This window comes from Sphingomonas sp. FW306-05-A (genome assembly GCF_058782275.1).
On record NZ_JBYSXN010000002.1, the window covers coordinates 869,778 to 893,070 of the forward strand.

The following is a 23,293-nucleotide window of genomic DNA, read 5'->3' on the forward strand; positions in this document are numbered from 1 at the left end:
CATGCAAGCGACCGGGGGACGACGCGTTCCTTAGCGAGCCAGACGGTCGGATTAGGATCGCCCGACGCGACGATTCACAAGCTAAAGTTGCTTCCCCGACGAAGGCCGGGGCCCAGTAGCGCACCGGACAGAGTCGGTCGCTGCGCGCCATTGCGGCTACCATCTCTACTGGGCCCCGGCCTTCGCCGGGGAGGTGCTCAAGGAACCGAGGCGCTGGCGGCATCAAATGTTCGAACCGGGTCGCGCCGGTAAACAACACCAAGCGCGCATTCTCGTCGGCTTCCCCGATCCGCAGCGCCTCGCGATACAAGCGCGGCTTGATCCCGCGCGCGACGTCCGCGAAGATCGGCGGCATGTCGATCCCGGAACCGCCCGTCGCCCCTGCCCCCGAATGGCTGGCCCATCGGTACGATCCGGGGATCGACGCGTTCCAGTTCGTCTCCGCGCCCCGCGATGTACGGCACCGCGTCCCGTTCCTGACCGACGAACATCTCGGATCCTCAGGCGCGCCCGTCGTGATCCCGCGCGGTCGGTGCGATCGATCGGCGGCGACGGGGCGGATCAATTTCGTCTTCCATTCCGCCTATTGCTGCTCGACCCTGCTCGCGAACGCGTACGACCGGCCGGGGCGGGCGTTCAGCCTGAAGGAACCGATGCTGCTCAACGACCTGGTCGGCTGGCGGCATCGCGGGGGTGATCCGCGGCAGATCCTCGCGGTGCTCGGCGACGGTCTCGCGATGCTCGCCCGACCGTTCGCGGCGGGCGAAGTATGCGTGATCAAGCCGTCCAACATCGTCAACGGCCTCACCACCGCGATGCTGGCCGCGCGGCCCGAGGCGGGGGCCGTGTTGCTATACGCGCCGCTCGGACCCTATCTGGGGTCGATCGCGAGCAAGCGGTTATGGGGGCGGTTGTGGGTGCGCGAGTTGCTCGCGAGCTTCCTCAAGGAAGGACTGGTCGACATGGGGCTCGACGCGGAGGCCATCTTCCGCCTGTCGGACCTCCAGGTTGCCGCGGTCGGATGGCTTGCGCAGCACGCGCTGTTCGCGAAACTTGTACAACGGTGGCCGGAGCGGGTACGCACCCTCGACAGCGAAGTCCTGCTCGCGCGTCCCAACGCCGCGCTCGCGGCGATCGACGCGCTGTTCGGGATGACCGCAACCGACGATGAGCGCGACGGGATCGTCCAGTCGGTGTTCCGGCAGCATGCCAAGTTCGGCGGTGCGTTCGACGCCGAGGCGCGCAAGGCGGACCAGCAGTCCGCGTCGGCGCTTCATGCCGAGGAAATCGCGATGGTGCTCGGCTGGGCCGCCAAGGTCGCGGAGGGTGCAGGGATCGCGCTGACGCTGCCGGGCGCGCTGCTCCCGCCATCGGCCTGACGCAAAAAAAGAGGCGACCCGAAGGCCGCCTCTCGAAGATACGAACCGGGCGGACGCGCCGCCCGGGATCGGTCAGAACCGGAACCGCACCGCCGCGCTGAACGCACGACCCAGCGGATCGTAGGTCGACGGGAAGGTGTTGCCGCTGTTGGCGGCGGTCGTCCCCGCCTGACCGCCGACGACGGGCGGCTGCGCGTTGAGCAGGTTCTGCACGCCAAGCGTCAGCTGATATTGTTTGGCGACATCGAACTGCAGCGTCAGGTCCAGATAGTTATACGCCGGGATGCGGTTGAAGTTACGCGTCTGGCCCGCGAGCTCCGAGCTGACGCCAGCGCCGTTGCGGATGACGCCCGAGTAGAGCGCGGGCAGGCCCGGCTCGTACCGCACCTTGTTGATGTGCCGCCACAACAGCGACGCGGTCGCGCCATACGCACCCAGTGTGGTGCGCTGCTGCCACGAGAACTTCGGCATGATCTGCCCAAGGCTCGGGCCGCAGTTCGCGCTGTAATAGCCGACGCAATCGCGGTTGGGCGAGCTTGGGGACGCCTGGAATCGCAGGTGATCCGTCCAGTTGCCGACGAAGTTGAGGTCGAGGGCGAGATCCCCGAACTTGCGGTTGTAGTTGACCGTCAGGTCGATCCCGTCCGTCGCATAGCGCCCGTTGTTGGTCAGCGGCGTCGGCAAACCGAAGGTCGTCGAGGTCGGGCCGCTGAGACGCCCGTTCGCCGGGTTGCGCCGGATGATGGTGCACGCGGACGATGCCGCCGACGCTGCGGTAATGTTGGCGAAACATGCGTCCATCACGTCGCTCGGCAGCGCCGAGGTGATCGCGTCGTTGATCTTGATGTCGTAATAATCGACCGACACCGTCAGGTTGGGAATGATCCCGCGCGGAACGATGACGAGCCCGGCCGTGAACGTATCCGCCTTCTCGGGCCGGATGTTGGGATTGCCGCCGCCGGTTTGGTTCGCCTGCCCTGCCGATGGGTTCTGGATCGAACCGATCGAGGCAGCGGGCGCGCCCTGGGCGATACACACCGCCCGCAAATTGGCGTTGCTCGTGACCGCCGCGCCGGCGCACGGATCGGTGCCGAGCGAGGTCAGCCCGGTGACGGTCGGCGCGAACAGCTCGCCGATGTTGGGCGCGCGGACGGCACGCTGATAGGTACCGCGCAGGCGGATACCGTCGACCGGCTCCCACGTCGCGCCACCCTTGTAGGTGGTGGTGTCAAAGCTCGGGTTGCTCGGCGCATCGATGTTATACGACGAGTAGCGCACACCGGCCTCGAGCGTCAGCTGCTTGAAGAACGCCTTGTCCGCGACGAGCGGGACGAGCAATTCGCCGAACGCTTCCTTGACGTCGTAGCCGCCCGAGAAGGGAAGGATAGCGCCGCCAGCCCCGCCCAGCGCGGACGGATCCTGCGCAAAGGCGTCAGGGATGCGGTCATACTTGTACTTGCGATATTCGGCACCGATCGCATAGCTGATCGCCTTGTCCGACGTCGGCAGGAAGGTGCCCACGTCGCCCGTCAGCAGCGCGCGCGCCTGGTACAGTTCGGTGTTGATGCGGACCGTGCTCTGCGCCTGCAGGAAGGCGACCTGCGCCGGCGAGATGCTGCCCGCCTGGCCGAACAGATTGACGGGTACGCAACCGCCGGTCGTCACGGTGCAGGTCGTCGTGTTGGTCGCGTTGAGCGCCTGCTGCACGCGCTGCGTGATGACATAGCCCGACTGCGTCAGCGACTGTTCGGCGCGGCCGTACGATCCCGAGATGTCGAGCTGGGTCGATTTCGCGATGTCGACCTTCAGGCCCGCGCGGACGTCATAGACCGTGTTTTCCCAGTTGCTGATACGCGGCCCGAGTTCGACGAGGCGACGGTAGACGCCGGGGAGCGGCAATGCTGCGTTGGTGTTGCAGGTTGCCCCAAGCGCGATCCCGTTCGCGGTGCAGATCTGGTCGCGGATCGTCGTGTTGAGATACGGGTTGTTCGCCGGGATCGTCAGTTCGTTCCCGAACACGCCCGACGGAGCGATGATCTGCTCGATCGTGTTCTGCGTGAACATGCCGCGGGCATAGAATTCGACCCCGTCCGCGACGTCGTAATGCGTCGCCGCATAGACGCTCTTGCGGATCATCGGCGTCTGGAAAATATTGTACGGGTTAAAGTTGAACCCCTGATATTGCGGCACCAGCGATGCGCCCGACTGCGAGACCTGCAGATCGGACGTCGGGAAGGAGATCGTCGTCGGCACCGACGTGAAGGACGAACCCGAGGCCACGCCACCGCTCGCGTTGTTGGTGCTGGTGATGCCGAACAGCGAGAAGGGCTGGGTCTGATAGACCGGGTCGATCTTGGTATAACCGAAGCTCAGCACCGCGTTGCCGCGATCGTCGGCGAAGTTCGAACCGACCGTGATGTCACCGCGGAACGAATAGCCGTCGCCGGACTGCAGGATCTTGTTCTGGAAGTTGACTTCGAGGCCGGTGAAATCGCGCTTGGTGATGAAGTTGACGACACCCGACACCGCGTCCGCGCCGTAAGTCGTCGAAGCGCCGCCGGTCAGCACCTCGGCGCGTGCGACGAGTGCGAGTGGGATGTTGTTGAGATCGGTCGCTCCATTGGCGAGCGCCGGAACGACGCGCGCGCCGTCGAGCAGCACCAGGTTGCGCTGCACGCCGAGACCGCGAAGGTCGACCGTGTTGGTGCCGTTCGCACCGTTGTTGACCTGGCTGCCGATGCCCGGCGAAACGCCGGGAAGCGCGCGGAGGAGTTCCTCGACCGTGTTCGGTGCGCGCTTGGTGATTTCGGCATCGCTGATGACCGAAACGGGCGATGCGGACGTCAGGTTGGGATTGCGGATCAGCGTGCCGGTGACGATGATGTCCGAACTCGTCGGTTCGACGGCGGCTGCGTCAGTCACGCCGGGTTCGATCGGGGCCGTTTGTGCCGTTGCAGCAGGAGCAAAACTCGCAGTCGCAATAACCGACAAGGCCGATCCGATTCCGAGCTTACGCGCAAACCTATTGTTCTTCATGAAAGTTTCCCCTTTATTACCGTCACATACGAAATGTGCGGAAATGTACGTCATTCAAAAGAATGACGTCCGATCAGCATCTTTTGTGTGCTTGGGGAAAAGATGCAGTTACATCGGGCTACTGTAAAGTGGCCGCCGTGGACCTTTTTGTGTTTTTGCTGCGATGTAGCAATTTTGCAACAACGTTACGGGAAGGCAATCATTCGTTCGAAGTACGGCCGATCAGGTCCCGTCGGAACGCCGCGTGAAACTGGCATCACCCCAACGCAAGCGAGGCGGAAATTGCTTTCCGCCTCGCTCTGGTAGGTCATGATCCCCGGGTGAACCCGGCCGGATCGTTCAGAACTTGAACGATGCCCCGGCGCGGAACGTCCGCCCGATGACGCCGGCATAATGCCAGGTCGGCAGGTAGTTGATCCCCGAGTAGGATGCCGGTGCGATCGGTGCCTTCTCGTTGGTGAAGTTGCCCACGTTGACGCTGAACGTGAACTTGTCGTTGACCTGCGCCGCCAGGTTGAGATCCGCGTAGATGAAGCGACGGATGTAGCAGAAGTTGTTCCCCTCACCGGTCGGCGAGGAATACAGGTTGTTCGCGCACGACAGGTCGATGTTACCATTGTCGTCCGGTGCGATTTCGTCGGCAGCGACCGACTTGATCCGCGAGACGTAATAGGTCGTCGCCGACAGCGAGACCGGGCCCATTTCCAGCGTGTTCTGCCAGTTGCCGCGGATCCGCGGGGTGCCTGCACCCGACGACAGCTCATATGGCCCAAGCGTCCCGACGAACTTTTGGATCACGCCGTCGCCGTTGTCCTGATTGTATTTCAGGATCGCGGTGACATCGAGCCGGCTCGAGAAGCGCGCCCCGCCGCCGAGCGGGATGGAAGCCTGCGCACCGAAGTCGAGACCCTCGGTCGCGATGTTGGCCGCGTTGACGTACGGCACGTTGATCACGAGCACGCGTGGCAGCGCGTTCGGGAACAGCGGGTCGACCGCGTCGACCGCCGAGACGGTGTAGCCGGCCGGGAGCGGCAGCCCCGCGAAGTAGTTGTTCCGCGCGGTCGATGCCTGCGGGCCGGTCACGATCACGTCGCTCTTCTTGACGTTGTAATAATCGACCGTGAAGCTGACCTGCGGGATCGGCTGGATCACCGTACCTGCGGTGAAGCTGCGCGACTTCTCGGGCTTCAGATTGGGGTTGCCGGTGCTGCCGCCGCCAACGCTGTACGAGTTGTTGTACGGGTTGCCGCCGCCGGTGCACGACTGAAGCGTACCGGTGCCGCCATGCGCCAGGACGAAGTTGCACGGCGGGTTGAAGGACACGAAGCCGGCGAAGCTGCTGCGCGGGTTGCTCTCGGCGAAGGTCGGGGCGCGGAAGCCCTGCGAATAGGTTCCGCGGATCGCGATCTGCTTGATCGGCGTGAACTTGGCGCCGATCTTGGGCGAGAAGCGTCCGAACCCTTCCGAATAGTGATCGTAGCGGCCCGAAGCGTTGATTTCGAGCGTATCGAGCACGGGTGCCTGCAGTTCGACATAGCCCGCCGAAACCGTATGCTGGCCGAACGCCGCCGAAGTGTTGCCGTAATTCTCGAGGTTCGGGTTGAGGCTGTTGTTGTTGGCAACCTCACGACGGACCTGCCCGCCGACCGCGACCTGCAACGGACCACCCGGCAGTTCGAACAGCGACTTGCTGACCGACGCGTCGAGCGACACCATCGAGGTGTAGGACGGTACGCTCAGCGTCGGCGAGATCAACTGGCGGACTGCAGCGCTGTTCAACTCGGGGTTGACGAAGTTGTACGCCCCCGTGTTCACCGCCTGGCGCAAGCCCGCGATGTTGATCGTGCCGTTGGACACGATGTTGAAATTGTCGCGCGCGCCGACCGCATCGACTCGCCAGTCGAACCCGCCGCCGAAGCTGCCGTGCAGGCCAGCGGCCCCGCGGATGACTTCGTTGGTACGGTTGGTCGAGGCGGGAATGTCGCCGAACAGATAGTAGATGCGCGCTGCGCCGTTGGCGGGATCAGCCGCATAAGCCGCCGCATACGGGTTGTTCGGGTTGAGGCGACGATCCGCTGCGATCGAGCAGTTGGTGCCCGCTGCGCAGACATAGACCGGGAGCACAATACCGGGTGCGCTCGATGCCTGGGTCGGCGCGGCGCCGTAAGGCTGGCGCTGACGGATGGCGGGTGCCGCGGTACGGATCAGCACCTGGCTGTGCGAGTAGCTGCCGGTGATATAGCCTTCGACATTGTCGCTGACGCGCAGGCTCAACCGGCCCGTGAATGAGTAGCGGGTCTGCTGCGGCTGGATCTGCGAATATTCGTAGGTGTTGTTATGCTTGCAGCCGACGCCGCCGGCTGCACCGGCGACCGTGTAGGTGCCGCCCGCGCAATTGGTCAGGTTCAGCGTGGTGTACTGGCCCGTTGCGACAGTGCCGCCGGTGAACGGATCGTTGAGGTTGGTCTGGTTCGTACGACGAACGACGGCGTTGACCGTCGCGGTCGTCAGCGCGCTATCCGCGGTGTTAAGATCGCTTCCGCCGATCGAGCTCAGATCGGTGGTGTTGAACGGAAAGCCGCGGTCCTGCACCGAAATTGCGCTGTCGCGCTGATATTCGCCGTTGACGTAGAAGTTGAAGCCCTGGCGTTCGTAATCGCCGATACCGGCGGTCAGATTGGCACGATAGCGCGATCCGTCGCCCTTTTCGGAAACGCCGCCCTCGGCAGTCCCGCTGACGCCGACGACGTTCTTCTTCATGATGATGTTGACGACGCCGCCGATCGCATCCGCGCCGTACGTCGACGAAGCGCCGTCCTTGAGGACTTCGACCCGGTCGACCGCGCTGAACGGGATCGAGTTGAGATCGACATAGGCGTTATGGCCATCGTCGTTGAGCGGGAAGTTGGTCGAGCGCAGACCGTCGATCAGCACCAGCGTCGACGAAACGCCGAGGCCACGCAGCGAAACCGCAGCGCCACCAGCGGAGAAGCCACCCTGGAAGCCGGTCGAGATCGAGCCGGCGCCATCGGCCGAGACCGAGCGGATCGCGTCGTTGATGTTGGTGATGCCGGCGCGTGCCAGCGATTCACTGGTTATGACGGTGACGGGCGAAGGCGTTTCGGTATTGGTGCGACGGAACAGCGACCCGGTGACGACGATGTCCTGGTCGGGTGCGGCGGTTTCCGGGCTGGTCGGCAACGGTGCCTGCACCGATGCAGGTGCGGTCTGCTCGGACGGCGTCGTCGCCGGGGCGGTTTGCGCCCAGACAGGCGCGGCCGCAAATGCCATGGCGAGCGCCACCGGCGCCGCGCTCTGACGCAGACGAGACAGAGTCATGCTGTTCGTTGGATTCATGTTCGATATTCCCCCTGATGCACCCCCCTGGCGCACCGTTAAGATCCGGCCTTTCGGCCTGACCTGATGAGGCGAGACTGTATCCTGCCCCTTATGATGTAAACGGGCACATCCAAATAACTGTATACTGTTACAATCGTGCAACAGACCAATCACATACCCATTGGTCGCGTATTATTATTGCGCAGGCATCGGCCCAGCAACCAGCAACGGATCGATCTTGGCATCCCGCCAGCGCAGGCTCCAGTGCAGATGCGGCCCCGTCGCACGCCCGGTCGCACCCGACAGCGCGATCGGCTGGCCACGCCGGACATGGTCGCCGACATGCACCTGGATTGCCGACAGATGCAGGAACGCGCTGTTCAGCCCCATGCCGTGGTCGATCATCAGCAGATTCCCCTCGAGCGTGAAGGGATGATCCGCCGCGAGGATCACCACCCCGTCGGCAGGGGCGACGATCACCGACCCGGTCGGCTTGGCGACGTCGAGCCCGGAGTGATAGGACCCCGCCTCGCCGTTGCGGTAGATCCGCTGCGATCCGAACAGCGTCGAGATCCGCCCGGTCGTCGGCCAGAGAAACGCCTGCCGCCACCCCTGCGCATCGCTCTGGATTCGCCGCGCGGCGACGATCTGCGCGAGTTCGGTGGGACGGACTGCGTCGAACTCGGGTTGCGGCAGCGGGATCTTGGGGAGCGTCGACAGCCGGGAGATATCCCAGGCGCGTGGCGCGATACTGAGCGTATCGCGGATCACCACGCCATCGTCGCGCGTCGCCGCCAGTGTGGCGCTCGGCCCGGCATCGCGGTCGAACGCGATGACGAAGCGACCGTCCGCCGCCACGGGGACGGCAACGCCATTGAACAGCAACTGCCGCGTGTGATCGGGTGCGGTGCCCAGCAGCAATCCGCCCTGCATCCGGCTGCCTGCATAGTCGAAGCCGGTGCTTGCCGAGGGGCGGGCTGGCTGCGGCAGCGCCGGGCGCACCGTCGTGGGAGCGCCTACCGGAGGAGTGCGGTCGCCCTGCGGTGCCGAGGGCACGACCGCGCAGCCGCCGAGCAGGACGACAAGAAGCCCCGTCGCAATGCCCCGAACCGGGCCAGCGCCCGGGGTCGGCTTATGCGGCAGCGTCGCCGCCCATCGCCTGCGTCGCGAGCGCCGCGGTCGCATAGGCTTCCTGCCGCGCGACGCTCCAGTAGCGCAGGTCGTCGAGCGCGATCCGCGACCCCGACACCGCGCAGACGACGTGATCCCCCGGATTCAGCACGCGAAAGCCGTTTGCCATGAAATGGAGGCGTGCCGCGCGATCGCTGTTGGACATGAGCATCGACTGGGGGCTTTCGGGCAAGAGCGGTTACAACAGGGTCGGCTGGTCGCCGGGTTTGCCAGCATAGGCCTTGCCGCCGCCGCGCTCAACCTTGGCGTCGACCTCGCCGTCGCGGAAGTGGAGCGTCACGGCCCCGGCAGTGCGCGCCGCCGCCGCAGAACCGACAACCTCCCCGCCTGCCGCGGCCCTGGTCGAGACGAACGCATAGCCACGGTCGAGGATGCTGTTGGGCCCCAGCGACTGGACCAGCCGCCACGCCGCCGCGGTGCGATCGCGTGCGCGTTCCAGCTGGCGTTCGAGCGTCGACAGCCGCAGCGCCCCCGCCGAACGATCGAGGTGCCCGCGCGCCACCGTCACGCGGCGTTCGAGCCCGCGGTCGAGCCGTGCGCCGACATCGTCCGCGCGCTGGCGTTGCGGCCCTAGCAACGCGTCGCGCTTGGGCAGCACGCGGACCAAAGCGGTCAGTTGCTCGCGCCCGCGGTCGTGATAGCGGCGCGCGCATTTGCCGGTGCGCTGGCCATAGCCCGCGATCGTCAGGCGCAGGTCTTCGAGGACCGGGACCGCGATCTCGGCGGCGGCGGTCGGCGTCGGGGCGCGCCGGTCGGCGGCGAAATCGGCGAGCGTGGTGTCGGTCTCGTGCCCGATCGCGGAGATCGTCGGGATGGTGCACGCCGCGAGCGCGCGGACGACGACTTCCTCGTTAAACGCCCACAGATCCTCGATCGACCCGCCGCCGCGCGCGACGATGACGAGGTCGGGGCGCGTCTCGGGCGGCATCGCATCGAACCCGCGGATCGCTTTGGCGACTTCCTCCGCCGCGCCAGCGCCCTGCACCTTGACCGGCCACACCAGCACATGCGTCGGGCAGCGATCCTCGAGCCGGTGGAGGATATCGCGGATCACCGCGCCGGTCGGCGATGTGACCACGCCAATCGTCCGCGGCATGAACGGCAGCAATTGCTTGCGGTCGGCGGAGAACAACCCTTCGGCGGCGAGCTTCGCCTTCAGCTTCTCGAGCAGCGCCATCAGCGCGCCCTCGCCCGCCAGTTCCATCCGGTCGATGATGATCTGATATTTGGAACGCCCCGGATAGGTCGTGATCCGGCCCGAGACGATCACCTCCGCGCCATCCTGCGGCTGGAACCCGAGCGCGGCGACCTGGCCCTTCCAGATTACGCCATCGAGCACCGCGCTGTCGTCCTTGAGGCTCAGATACGCATGGCCCGAGGCCACGCGCTTATAGCCCGAGATTTCGCCACGCAGCCGCACGCTGCCGAACTCGCTTTCGACCGTGCGCTTGAGCTTGCCCGCGAATTCGCCGACGCTCATCACCGAATTGCCTGGTGGGCCACCCGCTGCGGGGCCGTTGTCGGCAGGACCGTCCCCCGCTAGGAGGCGGGCCGCGGCGTCAAAAAGAGGGTCCGACATGAATATCCTACTGATCGGATCGGGTGGGCGCGAACACGCGCTGGCGTGGAAGCTCGCGCAGTCTCCGCTGTGCGATACGCTGTTTGCCGCGCCGGGCAACCCGGGGATTGCGGAACATGCGACGCTCGTGGCGCTCGACGTGCGCGATCATGCGGCGACCACTGGCTTTTGCACGACCAACGCGATCGGCCTCGTGGTGATCGGGCCGGAAGCGCCGCTGGTCGACGGGCTCGGCGATTCGTTGCGGGCGGCGGGGTTTGCGGTGTTCGGGCCGGACAAGGCGGCGGCCCAGCTCGAGGGATCGAAGGCGTTCACCAAGGCGCTGTGCGATGGCGCGCAGATCCCGACCGCGCGCTACGCGCATGTGACGTCGCTCGACGCCGGGCTCGGTGCGCTTGCGCGCTTCGGGGTGCCGGTGGTGGTCAAGGCGGACGGCCTCGCCGCGGGCAAGGGCGTGACGGTCGCCACCACGCACGACGAGGCCGAAGCGGCGCTGCGCGACCTGTTCACGGACGCGGGCGGTGAAGCAGTGATCGAGGAATTCCTCGAGGGCGAGGAAGCCAGCCTGTTCGTGCTGACTGATGGCAAAGCGATCCTGCCGTTCGGTTCGGCGCAGGACCACAAGCGCGTCGGCGAAGGCGACACCGGCCCCAACACCGGCGGGATGGGTGCGTACAGCCCGGCACGCGTCCTGACGCCCGAACTCGAGCGCCGCGCGCTCGACGAGATCGTGCGGCCGACCGTGGCCGCGATGGCGGCGGCGGGGACGTCGTTCTCGGGCGTGCTCTATGCCGGGCTGATGCTGACCGCCGACGGCCCCAAGCTGATCGAATATAATGCGCGCTTCGGTGATCCCGAATGCCAGGTGCTGATGGCGCGGCTCGATTGCGACCTGGTGCCGATCCTGCTCGCGGTCGCGCGCGGTACGCTCGCCGATCATGGCGCGGCACAGTGGCGCGATGCGGTGGCGCTGACGGTGGTGCTCGCGGCGAACGGCTATCCGGGCACACCCGAGGCGGGCGGCGCGATCGACGGGATCGCCGACGCTGAGGCGACCGGCGCGATCGTGTTCCAGGCGGGCACGCGCGCGACCGATAGCGGGATCGTCGCGGCGGGCGGACGCGTGCTCGCGGTGACTGGGCTCGGCGACACGATCGGCACCGCGCGCGATGCGGCGTATCGCGGGGTGGATGCAATCCGCTTCCCGAGCGGCTTCTGCCGTCGCGACATCGGCTGGCGCGAAATCGCGCGCGCGGGCGACTGAGCAGGCGTTTTCGCGCGACGGCGGCGGATGGCGTGCGCTAGGACAACCCGACTTATGTAGGAGTATCCGATGGCCGCCTCGCCCGAAAACCCCAACCAGGCGATCGACTTCATGATGCCGATCACGACGGTCCACGTCGCGTTGATGGTCGTGCTGGCCGTGCTGGCCGTGGCGACGATCGTGTGGGGCAGCACGCTCGCGCGACGCCGCAGGAACGCCGCGAAACAGGTCGAACGCAATTTCGAGATCGCCGAGGCGAACGGCGCGACCCAGGAGCCGAGCGTCTCCCCGGACGGTACCCAGGTCGCGACCCCGTCGGAGGACGTGCCCGAACGGCCCGCGCCCGCACCGGCGCCCGCACCTGCCGAGCGCACGGCGGCACCTGCCCCCGCGCCGACACCACCCCACACGATGTCCCCGGTAGCAGCCCGGATCCCGGTCCCGAGTCCCGCGCCCATGCCTGCGCCGGCCCCGGCTAGCGATGCGGCACCGACCCCTGCGCCGGTGCCCCAGCCGACCACCGCCGCTCCGGCCGCAAGCGGGCTCACGCAGATCAAGGGTCTCGGCCCAAAGCTCGCCACGACGCTCGCCGATTTCGGGATCACGCAGGTCGACCAGATCGCCGCGCTCAGCCCGGCCGATGCCGAAGCCCTCGACGCCAAGCTCGGGGTATTTCGCGGGCGGATGGCACGCGACCGGTGGATCGAACAGGCCAAGCTGCTCACCGCAGGCGACCGCGCAGGGTATGAGGCGCAGTTCGGAAAACTGGGTGGGTAGGCGCGCCGCCTCGAACCGATGAAGCCGACGCACTCCTGACATGCCCTTCCCCGGCGAAGGCCGGGGCCCAAGCGCGACGTCCAGCGTCATCGAGCGCACCGCGCCGTTACCGTCGTTCCGCGACTGGGCCCCGGCCTCCGCCGGGGAAGCGGAAGGGCGCGTGGCGTATCGCGCCTTACCCGACTTCGCTGACCAGCAGCTTGTCGATCCGGCGGCCGTCGAGATCGACCACCTCGAACTTCCAGCCCTGCTCGACGAAGCTCTCGCCCTCGCCCGGCAAATGGCGGAATACCGCGAGCGCGAGACCCGCAACCGTCGCATAATCGCGGTCCTCGGGCAGATCGATGCCGAGCCGTTCCGCCAGCGCATCCGCTGCCATCTGTCCGGCGACCAGCAGCGACCCGTCGTCGCGCGTGACGACCGAAGGGGCTTCCTCGGGGTCCGAATCCGACGCGAACTCGCCCGCGATCGCGGCGAGCAGGTCAGCGGGGGTCACGATCCCCTCGAAATGCCCGTATTCGTCGTGGATCAGCGCCATCGGCACCTCGGCCTGACGCAGCGCGTCGAGCGCATCCATCGCGTCGATCTGGTCGAGCACGACCGGTGCCTGGCGCATCAGCGCGCGGACGTCGAGCGGCTGCCCCTTGAACAGCGCCACCGCGATGTCGCGCGCCTGGACCACGCCGATCACCGTATCGACCGATCCTTCGGTCACCGGCAGGCGGCTGTGCGATGCGGTCATCAGCGCGGCGCGGATGCCCATCTCGTCGAGCGTCGCGTCGATCCATTCGATGTCGGTGCGCGGCGTCATCACTTCGCGCACCGGGCGGTCCGCGAGCCGGACGACACCCGAGATGATCGAGCGTTCATGTTCCTCGATCACCCCCGATTTGGAGGCCTCGGCGACGATCAGGTGGAGTTCCTCGGCGGTAACATGCTCTTCGGTCTCGCGCTTCATCCGCATCAGGCGAAACAGCAGGCCCGAGGACGAATCGAGCAGCCACACCACCGGCGCGGTCGCCCAGGCGAGCCCCAGCAGCGGCCCCGCCATCACCGCGGCGATCGGCTCGGGGGCGCGGAGCGCGATCTGCTTGGGGACAAGTTCGCCGATCACCAGCGAGGCATAGGTCGTGATGCCGATGACCAGCGCAAAGCCGATCGTCTGCGTCAGCTCGGTGCCGAGCCCCAGAAACTGAAGCCGCGCGCCGACTGGGCCGCCGAGGCTCGCGCCCGAATAGGCACCCGACAGGATGCCGATCAGCGTAATCCCGATCTGCGTGGTCGAAAGGAACTTGCCGGGGTCCGCCGCCAGCGTCAGCGCAACGCGCGCGCCACGCTTTCCGCTGCGCGCCATCGCATCGAGCCGCGCCTTGCGCGCGGAAACGATGGCAAGTTCGGACATGGCGAAAACGCCGTTGAGCAGGATGAGCGCGAAGATGATCGCGACGTCGATCCAGGGAAAGGGGGGAAGTGGGTGCATGGCGCAAGACGTCCTTCGCGCGATTCGCCGGATTTCACAACAGTTCTGCTGCACCGCGCCGCGTTTCACGACGCGTTGGCGCCGCGATCAGCGCCGGTTTGCGAAGAAACCGCGCAGCATTGCGGCGGATTCGGTTTCGCCGATGCCCGGGAAGATTTCGGGCCGGTGGTGGATAGTAGCTTGCGTGAAGATCCGCGGACCATGTTCGATCGCGCCGCCTTTGGGGTCGCTCGCGCCATAGTAGAGCCGGGCGATTCGGGCGTGCGCAATAGCGCCCGCACACATCGCGCACGGCTCGAGCGTCACCCACAGGTCGCACTCGTCGAGCCGGTCGTTTCGGATCGCGTGCGCCGCGGCACGAATCGCGAGGATCTCGGCATGGGCGGTCGGATCGTGCAGCGTGCGTGGCGCATTGGCGGCGGTGGCGATCACTTCGCCGCGCCGCATTACGACCGCGCCTACCGGTACCTCCCCCGCCGTCGCAGCTGACGCCGCGGCGTCGAGCGCGGCGCGCATCGCGGGAGGCAGCAGGAGCGCGGCGATCGACATCAGCGCGTCATGCCCGATGCGATCGCCGCTAACCAGTGCGGACGGCGCTTACTGCGTGGTGACGGTGTTGCCAGTCGCATCGGCCGGCTTGTTGACGCGCAGCGTGGGGACCGCGATCGTCTTGGTGGTCGTGCCGACCGTCGGTACTTCGACCGACTTGTTCGCGGTGCCGAATTCGACCGTCGCCATCTTCGCCTCGACCTCAGGCGCCTTGCCGCCGGCGACGCTGACCGACGGCAGCTGTCCGGCGAACCCGTCGATCTTCAACATGCCGAGCGACACCAATGCCACGACGACCAGCGCCGCAATCCCGACCAAAGCCAATAAAAAGCGCATCCCACTCTCCCCTGATACCGTCTGATCGAATCGTTACCGAAACCAAACGCCGTGTGTTTGCGGAAGGTTGCATCCGCACCGGCGCGTCGCGGCAATGGCACGTGCGGACCACGGATGTTACAGCAAAAAGGCTGAATCGGTTGACGCGCCCCGGCGTGTTCGGTAAGCGCGCCCCCTTCTAGGGGTTCGCCACGGGCCCCACCGGACATTCAGGAATTTACGATGTCGCGTATTTGCGAACTGACCGGCAAGGGCCGGATGGTGGGTAACAACGTTTCCCACGCCAACAACAAGACCAAGCGCACGTTCCTGCCGAATCTGCAGAACGTCACGCTGATGTCGGACGCGCTGGGCACCAGCGTGAAGCTGCGTGTCTCGGCACACGGTCTGCGCTCGGTCGAGCACGTCGGTGGTCTCGACAACTGGCTGGTCAAGACGACCAACGACAAGCTGTCGCTGCGCTGCCGTCGCCTCAAGCGCGACGTCTCCAAGAAGCTCGTCGCTGCACAGGCTCCTGCGGCGTAAGCCTCAGTTCCGGTCGCCTTGTGCGACCGGATCCAGTCTGAACTTCAGCAGCAGGCTGCGCTGCACCGGCAACTGGTTATCGTCCGAGACGAGCCAGATGACGGTGGCGCGGCCTTCTTGCGTTGCGGTCACACCCTCGAAATTGTCGTGGATCAGCGGTGCCTCCAGCGTCGCGATCTCGCGTCCGCGGACCTGTGCGCCCGGTTTGACCTCGGCGGTGTCGACGATCGTCAGCACGTTCGAGAAGCGGAACCATGCAAAGCGTCGGTTGAGAATCAGCCAGCGCCCGTCGGGCAGCAACGTCATGTCGCTCGGGCTGCTGTTCACAGGCGGGATATAGTCGAAGCGGAAGCCGCGCCGCGGGTCGACCGTCGGGTCGCCCGCGAAGACGATCCCTGCCCGCCCCTTGTGCCCGCGCCACGGCTTGACCTCGCCGATCGTCACCATCCCGCCCCGGGGAAGCAGCATCATCGCTTCCGGCCCCATGTTGACGGGCCACCCCTGCATCGCAGGCGGCGCGACGTGCGCCTCGGCACGGGCAAAGCTCGGATCGTAGCGCCAGAACGCATTGTAATTCTCGAACCCGACCCAGATCGCGCCGGTATTGGGGTCGACGCTCATCGATTCACTGTCGCGGTCGCGCTTTTCCCATCCGGTACTGGGGCCGTCGGGGAGTTCGGCGAAGCTCTGGTCGTGGACCTGCCACTGCGAATCGAGCCTGAAGCGGACGATGTCGCCGCTGTCGCTGAGCAGCGTGAAGCGATCCCCCGCCAGCGTCAGCGCCGAAAATCCCCCGAATTGCGGATCGCGGCTCTTGAGCCGGACCCCGCCCAAATAGACGAGATCACCGACTCGCCGCCGTTGCGGGTCCCGCGGGTCGAGCGCCACGGGTTCGACCGTGAAGCTCGGATCAGGTCCGAGCAGCGGGATACGCGCTGGTCCGCTCCATTCGGGGACGAACAGCAGGAAGAGCAAGGCACAGATCATCAATCGCACCGATAGCCCCTGCGGGAGGGTCCCGCACGACGCAACCGGCTTTCGCGCATGAACGGTTGCTAACAACCGCATTCAGGCTCGTCTCAGCGCGACTCGGTCATAACCGCAGCATCGGAACACACCACGCCGACAAGGGAGACGACGATGTTCAAGAAGCTCATGCTCGCCACGACGACGATCGCAATCGCCGTCTCCGGCCTTGCAGCCACCCCCGCCAGCGCGCAGCGTTATCATGATCGCGGTGGCGATGGCTACGCTTATGACCGCGCGTACAGCGACGGGTACAATCGCGACGATGGCTACCGCGGTGGCTACCGCGACGACCGGCGCGGCTATCGCGATGACCGGCGCGGCTATTACGACAATGGCTACAATGACCGGCGCTATTATAATACGTCGCGCAACCGCTGCCGCAGCGGCGACAGCGGCACGATCATCGGCGCGATCGCGGGTGGCTTGCTCGGCAACGTCGTTGCCGGACGCGGCGACCGGACGCTGGGCACGGTGCTCGGTGCGGGCGGCGGTGCACTGGCAGGACGCGCGATCGATCGCGACGGGCGTCCGGGCTATTGCCGCTGATCCGCTGACGGTTTCACCAGTTTCCCCCGTGTAGCGTATCGGGGGATACGGGGCCGGCTCTGCCCTAGAGGGGCCGGCCCCGGACTTTTTTGATTTCCCTACTTGCTGCCCCCTCGTGCTGCGGCCGCCTGCTGTCTCCACTTCCTGCACTTCCCCGGCGAAGGCCGGGGCCCAGTAGCGGGCCGGTCATCAGCAGGCGTTGCGCCCCGATACCATCGACCTTCGCTACTGGGCCCCGGCCTTCGCCGGGGAAGTGCAAAAGGAGTAGCGGCGCTATCGCCGATCCCCCGCACCTTCGTTGCGCCGGAGCGTGAGCACCTTGACCCCGGTGGCGGTCACCGCGACGGAATGTTCGCATTGCGCGGACAGTTACCGGTCGCGGCAACCGTGCGCTTCCCCGGCGAAAGCCCGGCCCCAGCAGCGGGCCGGTCATAAGCGGGCGTTGCGCCCCGATACCATCGACCTTCGCTACTGGGCCCCGGCCTTCGCCGGGGAAGCGCAGACAGAAGGGAAGGCGCTAGCGCCGAACCCCCGCAACCTCGTCCCGCCGCAGCGTCAGCACCTCGACCCCGGTAGCCGTCACCGCAACGGTATGTTCGCTTTGCGCGGACAATTTGCCGTCGTCGGTCACGACGGTCCACCCGTCCTCCTCGGTCGAGACTTTGCGCGTCCCCTGGTTGAGCATCGGCTCGATCGTGAAGGTCATCCCCTCGCGCAACACCATGCCGGTGCCCGCCCGCCCAAAGTGGAGGACGGTCGGCTCCTCATGCATTTGGCGGCCGATCCCGTGGCCCGCATAATCGCGCACCACCGCATAGCCGTGCTTCTTGGCATGCCGCTCGATCGCAAAGCCGATGTCGCCGAGCCGCGCGCCGGGGCGGACCGCGCCGATGCCCTTCCACATCGCCTCCTGCGTCACGCGCACCAGCCGCCGCGCGGCGGGGGATGCAGTGCCGACGACGTAGGTCTTGCTCGAATCCGCGATGAACCCGTTCTTCTCGAGCGTGATGTCGAGATTGATGATGTCGCCGTCCGCGATGATGTCATCCGCGCTCGGCACGCCGTGGCAGACGACGTGGTTGATCGAACTGTTGAGCACGTACTGGAAGCCATATTGCCCCTTGCTCGCGGGGCGGGCGGCGAGGTCCTCGGTGATGAACCGCTCGACCAGATCGTTGACTTGCAACGTCGACCGGCCCGCAAGGTCCTGCGTGTCGAGCATCTCGAACACCGCCGCGAGCAATTTGCCCGACTGGCGCATCAGGGCGAGGTCTTCCGGAGTCTTGACCATCTCAGGCGGAGGCGTCGGCGGGGAGATGCACCTTGGCGGACGCAAGCTGCGCCGCGACGATATCGTTGAACGAGAGCGTCGGATGCGCCTCGGCCAGCATCCCGATCTTCATCCAGAACTCGGCCTGCGCGTTGATCGAGCGGCACATCACCGTGCTCGCGCGGCGCGCCTCCTCGTGGAGCACGTCGTCGATCTTCACGATACCCATATGTGCGCTCCAGCCGCCCTGACCATATGGTTCGTATATGTTTCGTATAGCGACGCGTCAACGCGGACCGTTCCACGGGCCGCCGCGAACCATCACGCCATTCGCTCGTGCCGCGCCAGTTCGACCCGGACACGCAGTTCGACATCACGTGCAATTTCGGCGGCTTGCGGATCATCAGGCGGCACGAACTGCTCCACCCAGTCGCTCAGTTCGGCGAGCACCGCGGGCGTAACCGGCCCGGTCGCGGACACGGCGTGCAGCCGCTCGAGCAGGCCCAGCCCGCGATCGACCTCCGCCACCACGCGACGCCGCCGCTCGCGCGGGGGTTCGGTCGCGGCGAGTGCGACGAGCATCTGGACCGACGTCGCCGCCTGCAACGGACGTGGCGGCGGGGGCAACTCGGTCGCGGGCGCGGCGACGTCGCTCGCACGAAACGCCCCGGTCGCGCGCGGCAGCGCCGCGAGCAACGCCTGTACCGGCAGGGATACGCCTTCGACCCGCAAAACCTCGCCTCCGCGGCGAACCGACGTCGCCTTCCCTTTCTATAAGAGAAGCGAACGGCCTTTGGTGGCCGGGGGGAAGGGAAATATGCGCATCGCCGCAAAGCTTCACGATATCCTGTCGCCGACGCTGTGCGCTGCGCTGGCGCTGGTGGCGGCGACCCCGGCTTGGGGCAGCGGTCGGATCAAGGACGTGGTCGACGTCGAGAACGTCCGCTCGAACCAGCTGGTCGGCTACGGCATCGTCGTTGGGCTCGCGGGCACCGGCGACCGTACCCGCAACGCGCCTTTCACCGAGGAATCGCTCCAGGCGATGCTCGAGCGGATGGGGGTCAACGTCCGCGGCTCCCCGCTCAAGACGCAGAACGTGGCCGCGGTCTCGATCACCGCGACGATGCCGCCGTTTGCGCGCGCGGGCTCGCGGATCGACGTCACCGTGTCGGCGATCGGCGATGCGACCAGCCTGCAGGGCGGCACGCTGATCGTCTCCTCGCTGCGCGCGCTCGACGGCGAGATCTACGCGGTCGCGCAAGGGCCGCTCGCGGTCTCCGGCTTCAAGGCGCAGGGGGCCGGCGCGAGCGTCAGCCGCGGCGTCGCCACCTCTGCGCGGATCGCCGACGGCGCGATCATCGAACGCGAAGTGCCCTATGCGCTGCGCTCCGCGACGACGCTCAAGCTCGCCCTCAAGAACCCTGATTTCACGACCGCCAACACGATCGCCGCGGCGGTCAACGGCCGGTTCGCGGGCACCGCGACGGTGCTCGACCCCGCCACGGTCGAGCTCCATTCGGGCAGCGGCTTCGGCGGATCGATGGTCGATCTGGTAGGCGCGATCGAGAATCTGCCGATCAAGGTCGATCAGCCCGCACGTGTCGTCATCAACGAAGCGTCGGGAACGGTCGTAATGGGCGCGGACGTGCGGATCAGCCCGGTCGCGATCGCGCAAGGCGGCCTGACGATCAGCGTCACCGAAAGCCCGGTCGTGTCGCAACCGGCACCGCTGTCGAACGGCCAGACGACGACCGTCCCGCGCACCGCGATCACCGTCAACGACGGCAACAACGCCTCGCTCGGGCTGGTCGGCGGCGAGCCGACGCTCGCCGCGCTGGTCAGCGGGCTCAACACGCTCGGCGTCAGCCCGCGCGACCTGATCACGATCCTCCAGGCGGTGAAGAGCGCAGGCGCGCTCCAGGCCGATATCCAGGTGCAATGATGGACCCGATCACGCCCGCCCGCGCTACGCCCCCGCCGACGATCACCCCGAAGGACCGCGCGACCGCGCAGTCGTTCGAGGCGGTGTTCCTCGGCCAGATGACGCAGCTGATGATGGAAAGCGTCGACACCGGCACCTTCTCCGGCGGCCACGGCGAGGAAGTGTTCCGCGGCGTGCTCGCGGAAAAGCTCGGCACCGCGATGGCGGCGCGCGGCGGGCTCGGCCTCGCGCCCGCGGTGCTCGACCAGATCCTCCGGCTCAAGCAAGGAACCCCCGATGCGCAATGACCTGCTCGACCTCGTCCAGTCGCTGCTATCGCTGATCGAAGAGGAAAGCGCTTTGCTCGGCCAGCCCGGCGGCTATCGCCGGATCGGCGAGCTGGCGACCGCCAAAGGTCGCGTCGTGGCGCAGCTCGAGACGCGGCTGGCGCAATATGCACGCGAGACGCCCGGATGGCAGTATCGGCTCGACCCCGCCGATCGCGCGGCGCTGGCGACGGCATCCGAAGCGTTGATGGAAGCGGCCCGCGCCAATGCCGCGGTGCTCGCGCGGCAGATTTCGCTGTCGGACGAACTCCTCGCGGCGATCGCGCAGGAAGCGCAACGCAAGACCGGCGCGACCGCGACCGCTTATGGCGCGGGCGGCCTATTGTGGAGCACCGAACAAGCCGCACCGATCGCGATCAACGCGAGTTTGTAAGTGGCCCCACCCCGTTCGCCCTGAGCGAAGTCGATGGGCCCGCGCTGTGCCGGGGGCTTCGACTGCGCTCAGCCCGAACGGACGGGGACATCACCCGCCATGCTTGCCCAGCGCGGTCTGGAGCAGCGCTTGCTGCTTGCGGTAGATCGTGGTGACCGCGGCGAAATCGGCCTGGATCTGGCCCATCTTGAGCAACTGATCTTCCAGCGTCACGGTGTTGCCGTCGGGCTTGGTCTCGAACGTGTCGGGGTCCGTGACGATGCCGGGATTGACCCCGGTCCGTGCGCCCAAAGCGACCATCCCCGTGGTCGCCGCCACGCGCGGCGCGGCGATCCGCGTGGTGCCGCTGGCCCCGAGCAGATCGGCGAAATCGGGCGCAGTCACGTCCTGCGCCTTGAACCCCGGCGTCTCGCTGTTGGCAATGTTCTGCGCCACGACGCGCTGGCGTTGGCTGAGGAAATGCATCTGCCGCGCGGCACCCGCCATCAGGTCTGTCATGTCCTGCGTTTCCATCCCCGTCGATTGCTGGGTCGCGTGCCCGAATGGCCGTGCCGCGCCTCTATAATAGACGGGTCGCGCGCCTCCCGGCCGCGTTAACGATGTCGCTGGAGCTGCACCGCCATGCTGATGGCCCCCGTCGCCGAACCCGTCGAGCTGAAGCGTTTCTCGCAACGCGAACGCGCCGCCGCGCTGATGCTCGCGCTCGGGCAGGATTATGGCGCACCGATCTGGGAGCAACTGTCGGTCGAGGAAATGAAGGAGCTGTCCGCGGCCATGTCGCAGCTCGGCCGCGTGCCGGCGGCGGTGGTCGAGCATCTGCTGCTGCAATTCACCACCGAAATCTCAAGCCTCGCGTCGTGCCACGGCTCGTTCGAGTCGACCGAGCGGCTGCTGGCGGGGATGATGCCGCCCGAAAAGGTCCGCGACATCATGGAGGACATCCGTGGGCCGTCGGGCCGGACGATGTGGGACAAATTGTCGAACGTCAGCGAAGGCGTGCTCGCGAGCTATCTCAAGAACGAATATCCGCAAACGATCGCGGTGATCCTGTCGAAGCTCAAGTCGGACCATGCCGCGCGCGTGCTCGCCGCGCTGCCGCGCGACCTCGCGGTCGACGTGGTGCAGCGGATGCTGCGGATGGACACGGTGCAGAAGGAAGTGCTCGCCCAGGTCGAGGCGACGCTCAAGAACGAGTTCATGGCCAATTTTGCGCGGTCGCAACGGCGCGACCCGCATGAGGCGATGGCCGAGCTATTCAACGCGATGGACCGTTCAACCGAGGAAGCGATGCTCGAGGCGCTCGACGCCAAGGCACCCGAATCGGCGGAGCGAATCCGCGCGCTGATGTTCACCTTCGAGGATCTCGCCAACCTGCTCCCCGCCGCGATCGCGGTGATCGTCCGCCAGGCGGACAAGCGGCAGATGGCGCTCGCGCTGAAAGGTGCGCCGGAAGTGATCAAGCAGCTGTTCTTCTCGACCATGACCGAACGCTCGGCCAAGCTGCTGCGCGAGGACATGGCCGGCATGGGGCCGATCCGCGCGCGCGACTGCGAGGAAGCGCAGAACGCGCTCGTCCGGCTCGCCAAATCGCTCGCCGAACAGGGGGAGATCGTGCTGGTCGACCCCAAGAGCGACGATACGATGATCCTGTGAGCGAGAGGTAGAATCGATGGACCTGTCGTTCCAGGCGCGCCCGTTCGCGTTCGACCGCATTTTCACCGCGCCCCCCGCGCCACGCCCCGGTTGCGCCCCCGAACGCGACGCCACGTCGCTCGCAATCGAGGTCGAGCTGCTGCAAGGCGAGCTGGCGCGGCAGGCGGAGGCGCATCGGGCGGAACTCGTGCGCGCGCGCGCCGACGGGTTCGAGGCGGGGCTGGTCCATGCCCGCGCGGACCGCGAAACGGCATTGCTCGCGGCGATCGATGCGCTCCAAGACGGGGTCGAGGCGATCACGGAAACGGTCGATGTGACCCGTGCGCAGCTGGTGCAGGACGCCGCCGCGCTTGCGCGTTCCGCGGCCACGCATCTGGCCGCACATACGCTCGCGCTCGATCCCGCCGCGCCGATCGACGCCGCCATCGGGCGCGCGCTCGCGCAGGTCGCACGCGGGACCGAACTCGTCGTTCGAGTGCATTCCGACCTTGTGCCCGCAATCGAGCAACGCATCGCGACCCGCCAGGCGCATGATCGCCGAAAGCTACGGCTGCATGTCGAAGCCGATCAGATGCTTGCGGTTGGTGACGCGCGGATCGACTGGGATGAGGGCGGATCCTGCCTCGATCACGCAGCGCGCGAAGCCGTGGTCAGCAACGAATTCGCAACTTTATTGGCTCATTAATCAGGCCGTCCATA

General features: G+C 66.7%; 23 protein-coding genes. 10 read left to right on the top strand and 13 right to left on the bottom strand.

The genetic code is table 11. The features are described 5' to 3' along the window. The first annotated feature begins 353 nt into the window (after nt 1–353). Nucleotides 354–1,379 (top strand): hypothetical protein, encoded by a 1,026-nt coding sequence (locus AC3WJR_RS12860; RefSeq protein WP_492725418.1) that lies wholly within the window; start codon nt 354–356, stop codon nt 1,377–1,379. 72 nt (nt 1,380–1,451) lie between these two features. Here the strand turns inward: AC3WJR_RS12860 and AC3WJR_RS12865 are convergent, their stop codons facing one another. The 5 genes from AC3WJR_RS12865 to xseA form a co-directional block, all read right to left on the bottom strand. After that, nucleotides 1,452–4,301, bottom strand: a complete 2,850-nt coding sequence (locus AC3WJR_RS12865) for a TonB-dependent receptor domain-containing protein (protein WP_492725419.1) — start codon at nt 4,299–4,301, stop codon at nt 1,452–1,454. 453 nt (nt 4,302–4,754) lie between these two features. Continuing rightward, on the bottom strand, nt 4,755–7,754 hold the full coding sequence (locus tag AC3WJR_RS12870; protein WP_492725420.1) for a TonB-dependent receptor domain-containing protein: 3,000 nt from the start codon (nt 7,752–7,754) through the stop codon (nt 4,755–4,757). Between the two features lie 195 nt (nt 7,755–7,949). Continuing rightward, on the bottom strand, nt 7,950–8,939 hold the full coding sequence (locus AC3WJR_RS12875) for a M23 family metallopeptidase (protein ID WP_492725421.1): 990 nt from the start codon (nt 8,937–8,939) through the stop codon (nt 7,950–7,952). Then, entirely contained in the window at nt 8,887–9,096 is a 210-nt protein-coding gene (locus AC3WJR_RS12880; protein WP_354279244.1) for a DUF2093 domain-containing protein, read from the bottom strand. Before AC3WJR_RS12880 ends, AC3WJR_RS12875 begins: the two co-directional genes overlap by 53 nt. Nucleotides 9,097–9,123: 27 nt before the next feature. Further along, a complete protein-coding gene (xseA, locus tag AC3WJR_RS12885; RefSeq protein ID WP_492725422.1) occupies nt 9,124–10,524 on the bottom strand; it encodes an exodeoxyribonuclease VII large subunit in 1,401 nt (466 codons plus the stop codon). On the opposite strand from xseA, the gene purD reads away from it, so the two are divergent. Continuing rightward, a complete protein-coding gene (gene purD / locus AC3WJR_RS12890) occupies nt 10,523–11,788 on the top strand; it encodes a phosphoribosylamine--glycine ligase (protein ID WP_492725423.1) in 1,266 nt (421 codons plus the stop codon). The two genes, xseA and purD, sit on opposite strands and share 2 nt — an antisense overlap. A 69-nt stretch (nt 11,789–11,857) precedes the next feature. Next, nucleotides 11,858–12,565 (top strand): helix-hairpin-helix domain-containing protein, encoded by a 708-nt coding sequence (locus AC3WJR_RS12895; protein ID WP_492725424.1) that lies wholly within the window; start codon nt 11,858–11,860, stop codon nt 12,563–12,565. Between the two features lie 175 nt (nt 12,566–12,740). Here the strand turns inward: AC3WJR_RS12895 and AC3WJR_RS12900 are convergent, their stop codons facing one another. The 3 genes from AC3WJR_RS12900 to AC3WJR_RS12910 all read right to left on the bottom strand — a co-directional run bounded on the left by AC3WJR_RS12900 (nt 12,741) and on the right by AC3WJR_RS12910 (nt 14,930). Beyond that, a complete protein-coding gene (locus AC3WJR_RS12900; protein WP_492725425.1) occupies nt 12,741–14,045 on the bottom strand; it encodes a hemolysin family protein in 1,305 nt (434 codons plus the stop codon). 87 nt (nt 14,046–14,132) lie between these two features. Further along, nucleotides 14,133–14,561, bottom strand: coding sequence for a nucleoside deaminase (locus AC3WJR_RS12905; protein ID WP_492726134.1), 429 nt, complete (start codon nt 14,559–14,561; stop codon nt 14,133–14,135). Between the two features lie 81 nt (nt 14,562–14,642). Next, complete coding sequence (locus tag AC3WJR_RS12910) at nt 14,643–14,930, bottom strand: hypothetical protein (RefSeq protein WP_492725426.1); 288 nt, start codon at nt 14,928–14,930, stop codon at nt 14,643–14,645. A 222-nt stretch (nt 14,931–15,152) separates the two neighbouring features. Here AC3WJR_RS12910 and rpmB point away from each other — a divergent pair, with 222 nt between their 5' ends. Beyond that, on the top strand, nt 15,153–15,455 hold the full coding sequence (gene rpmB / locus AC3WJR_RS12915) for a 50S ribosomal protein L28 (protein WP_131526490.1): 303 nt from the start codon (nt 15,153–15,155) through the stop codon (nt 15,453–15,455). A gap of 3 nt (nt 15,456–15,458) precedes the next feature. On the opposite strand, the gene AC3WJR_RS12920 is transcribed toward rpmB, so the two are convergent. Further along, complete coding sequence (locus AC3WJR_RS12920; RefSeq protein WP_492726136.1) at nt 15,459–16,442, bottom strand: esterase-like activity of phytase family protein; 984 nt, start codon at nt 16,440–16,442, stop codon at nt 15,459–15,461. Nucleotides 16,443–16,595: 153 nt separating this feature from the next. Here AC3WJR_RS12920 and AC3WJR_RS12925 point away from each other — a divergent pair, with 153 nt between their 5' ends. Beyond that, the gene (locus AC3WJR_RS12925) at nt 16,596–17,030 is read left to right on the top strand and encodes a glycine zipper 2TM domain-containing protein (protein ID WP_492725427.1); all 435 of its coding nucleotides are present in this window, start codon (nt 16,596–16,598) and stop codon (nt 17,028–17,030) included. Between the two features lie 517 nt (nt 17,031–17,547). Here the strand turns inward: AC3WJR_RS12925 and map are convergent. The 3 genes from map to AC3WJR_RS12940 all read right to left on the bottom strand — a co-directional run bounded on the left by map (nt 17,548) and on the right by AC3WJR_RS12940 (nt 19,032). Next, complete coding sequence (gene map / locus AC3WJR_RS12930) at nt 17,548–18,321, bottom strand: type I methionyl aminopeptidase (protein ID WP_492725428.1); 774 nt, start codon at nt 18,319–18,321, stop codon at nt 17,548–17,550. Between the two features lies 1 nt (nt 18,322). Then, nucleotides 18,323–18,529 carry a ParD-like family protein gene (locus AC3WJR_RS12935; protein ID WP_492725429.1) on the bottom strand — a complete coding sequence of 69 codons (207 nt, stop codon included), beginning with the start codon at nt 18,527–18,529 and terminating at the stop codon, nt 18,323–18,325. Nucleotides 18,530–18,621: 92 nt separating this feature from the next. After that, nucleotides 18,622–19,032 carry a flagellar assembly protein FliX gene (locus AC3WJR_RS12940; protein WP_131532345.1) on the bottom strand — a complete coding sequence of 137 codons (411 nt, stop codon included), beginning with the start codon at nt 19,030–19,032 and terminating at the stop codon, nt 18,622–18,624. Between the two features lie 85 nt (nt 19,033–19,117). On the opposite strand from AC3WJR_RS12940, the gene AC3WJR_RS12945 reads away from it, so the two are divergent. From AC3WJR_RS12945 to AC3WJR_RS12955, 3 genes are read left to right on the top strand one after another with little or no spacing between them, the layout of a single operon-like run. Further along, a complete protein-coding gene (locus AC3WJR_RS12945; RefSeq protein ID WP_492725430.1) occupies nt 19,118–20,242 on the top strand; it encodes a flagellar basal body P-ring protein FlgI in 1,125 nt (374 codons plus the stop codon). Continuing rightward, nucleotides 20,239–20,529 carry a rod-binding protein gene (locus tag AC3WJR_RS12950; RefSeq protein WP_492725431.1) on the top strand — a complete coding sequence of 97 codons (291 nt, stop codon included), beginning with the start codon at nt 20,239–20,241 and terminating at the stop codon, nt 20,527–20,529. Before AC3WJR_RS12945 ends, AC3WJR_RS12950 begins: the two co-directional genes overlap by 4 nt. Further along, on the top strand, nt 20,519–20,941 hold the full coding sequence (locus AC3WJR_RS12955) for a hypothetical protein (protein ID WP_492725432.1): 423 nt from the start codon (nt 20,519–20,521) through the stop codon (nt 20,939–20,941). The genes AC3WJR_RS12950 and AC3WJR_RS12955 overlap by 11 nt, the downstream gene beginning before the upstream one ends. Before the next feature lie 90 nt (nt 20,942–21,031). Here the strand turns inward: AC3WJR_RS12955 and AC3WJR_RS12960 are convergent, their stop codons facing one another. Further along, a complete protein-coding gene (locus AC3WJR_RS12960; RefSeq protein WP_492725433.1) occupies nt 21,032–21,439 on the bottom strand; it encodes a flagellar basal body protein in 408 nt (135 codons plus the stop codon). A 123-nt stretch (nt 21,440–21,562) separates the two neighbouring features. On the opposite strand from AC3WJR_RS12960, the gene AC3WJR_RS12965 reads away from it, so the two are divergent. Both AC3WJR_RS12965 and AC3WJR_RS12970 read left to right on the top strand, forming a co-directional pair. After that, the gene (locus tag AC3WJR_RS12965; RefSeq protein WP_492725434.1) at nt 21,563–22,594 is read left to right on the top strand and encodes a flagellar motor switch protein FliG; all 1,032 of its coding nucleotides are present in this window, start codon (nt 21,563–21,565) and stop codon (nt 22,592–22,594) included. Nucleotides 22,595–22,610: 16 nt separating this feature from the next. Then, on the top strand, nt 22,611–23,279 hold the full coding sequence (locus AC3WJR_RS12970; protein ID WP_492725435.1) for a FliH/SctL family protein: 669 nt from the start codon (nt 22,611–22,613) through the stop codon (nt 23,277–23,279). Nucleotides 23,280–23,293: the final 14 nt, after the last annotated feature.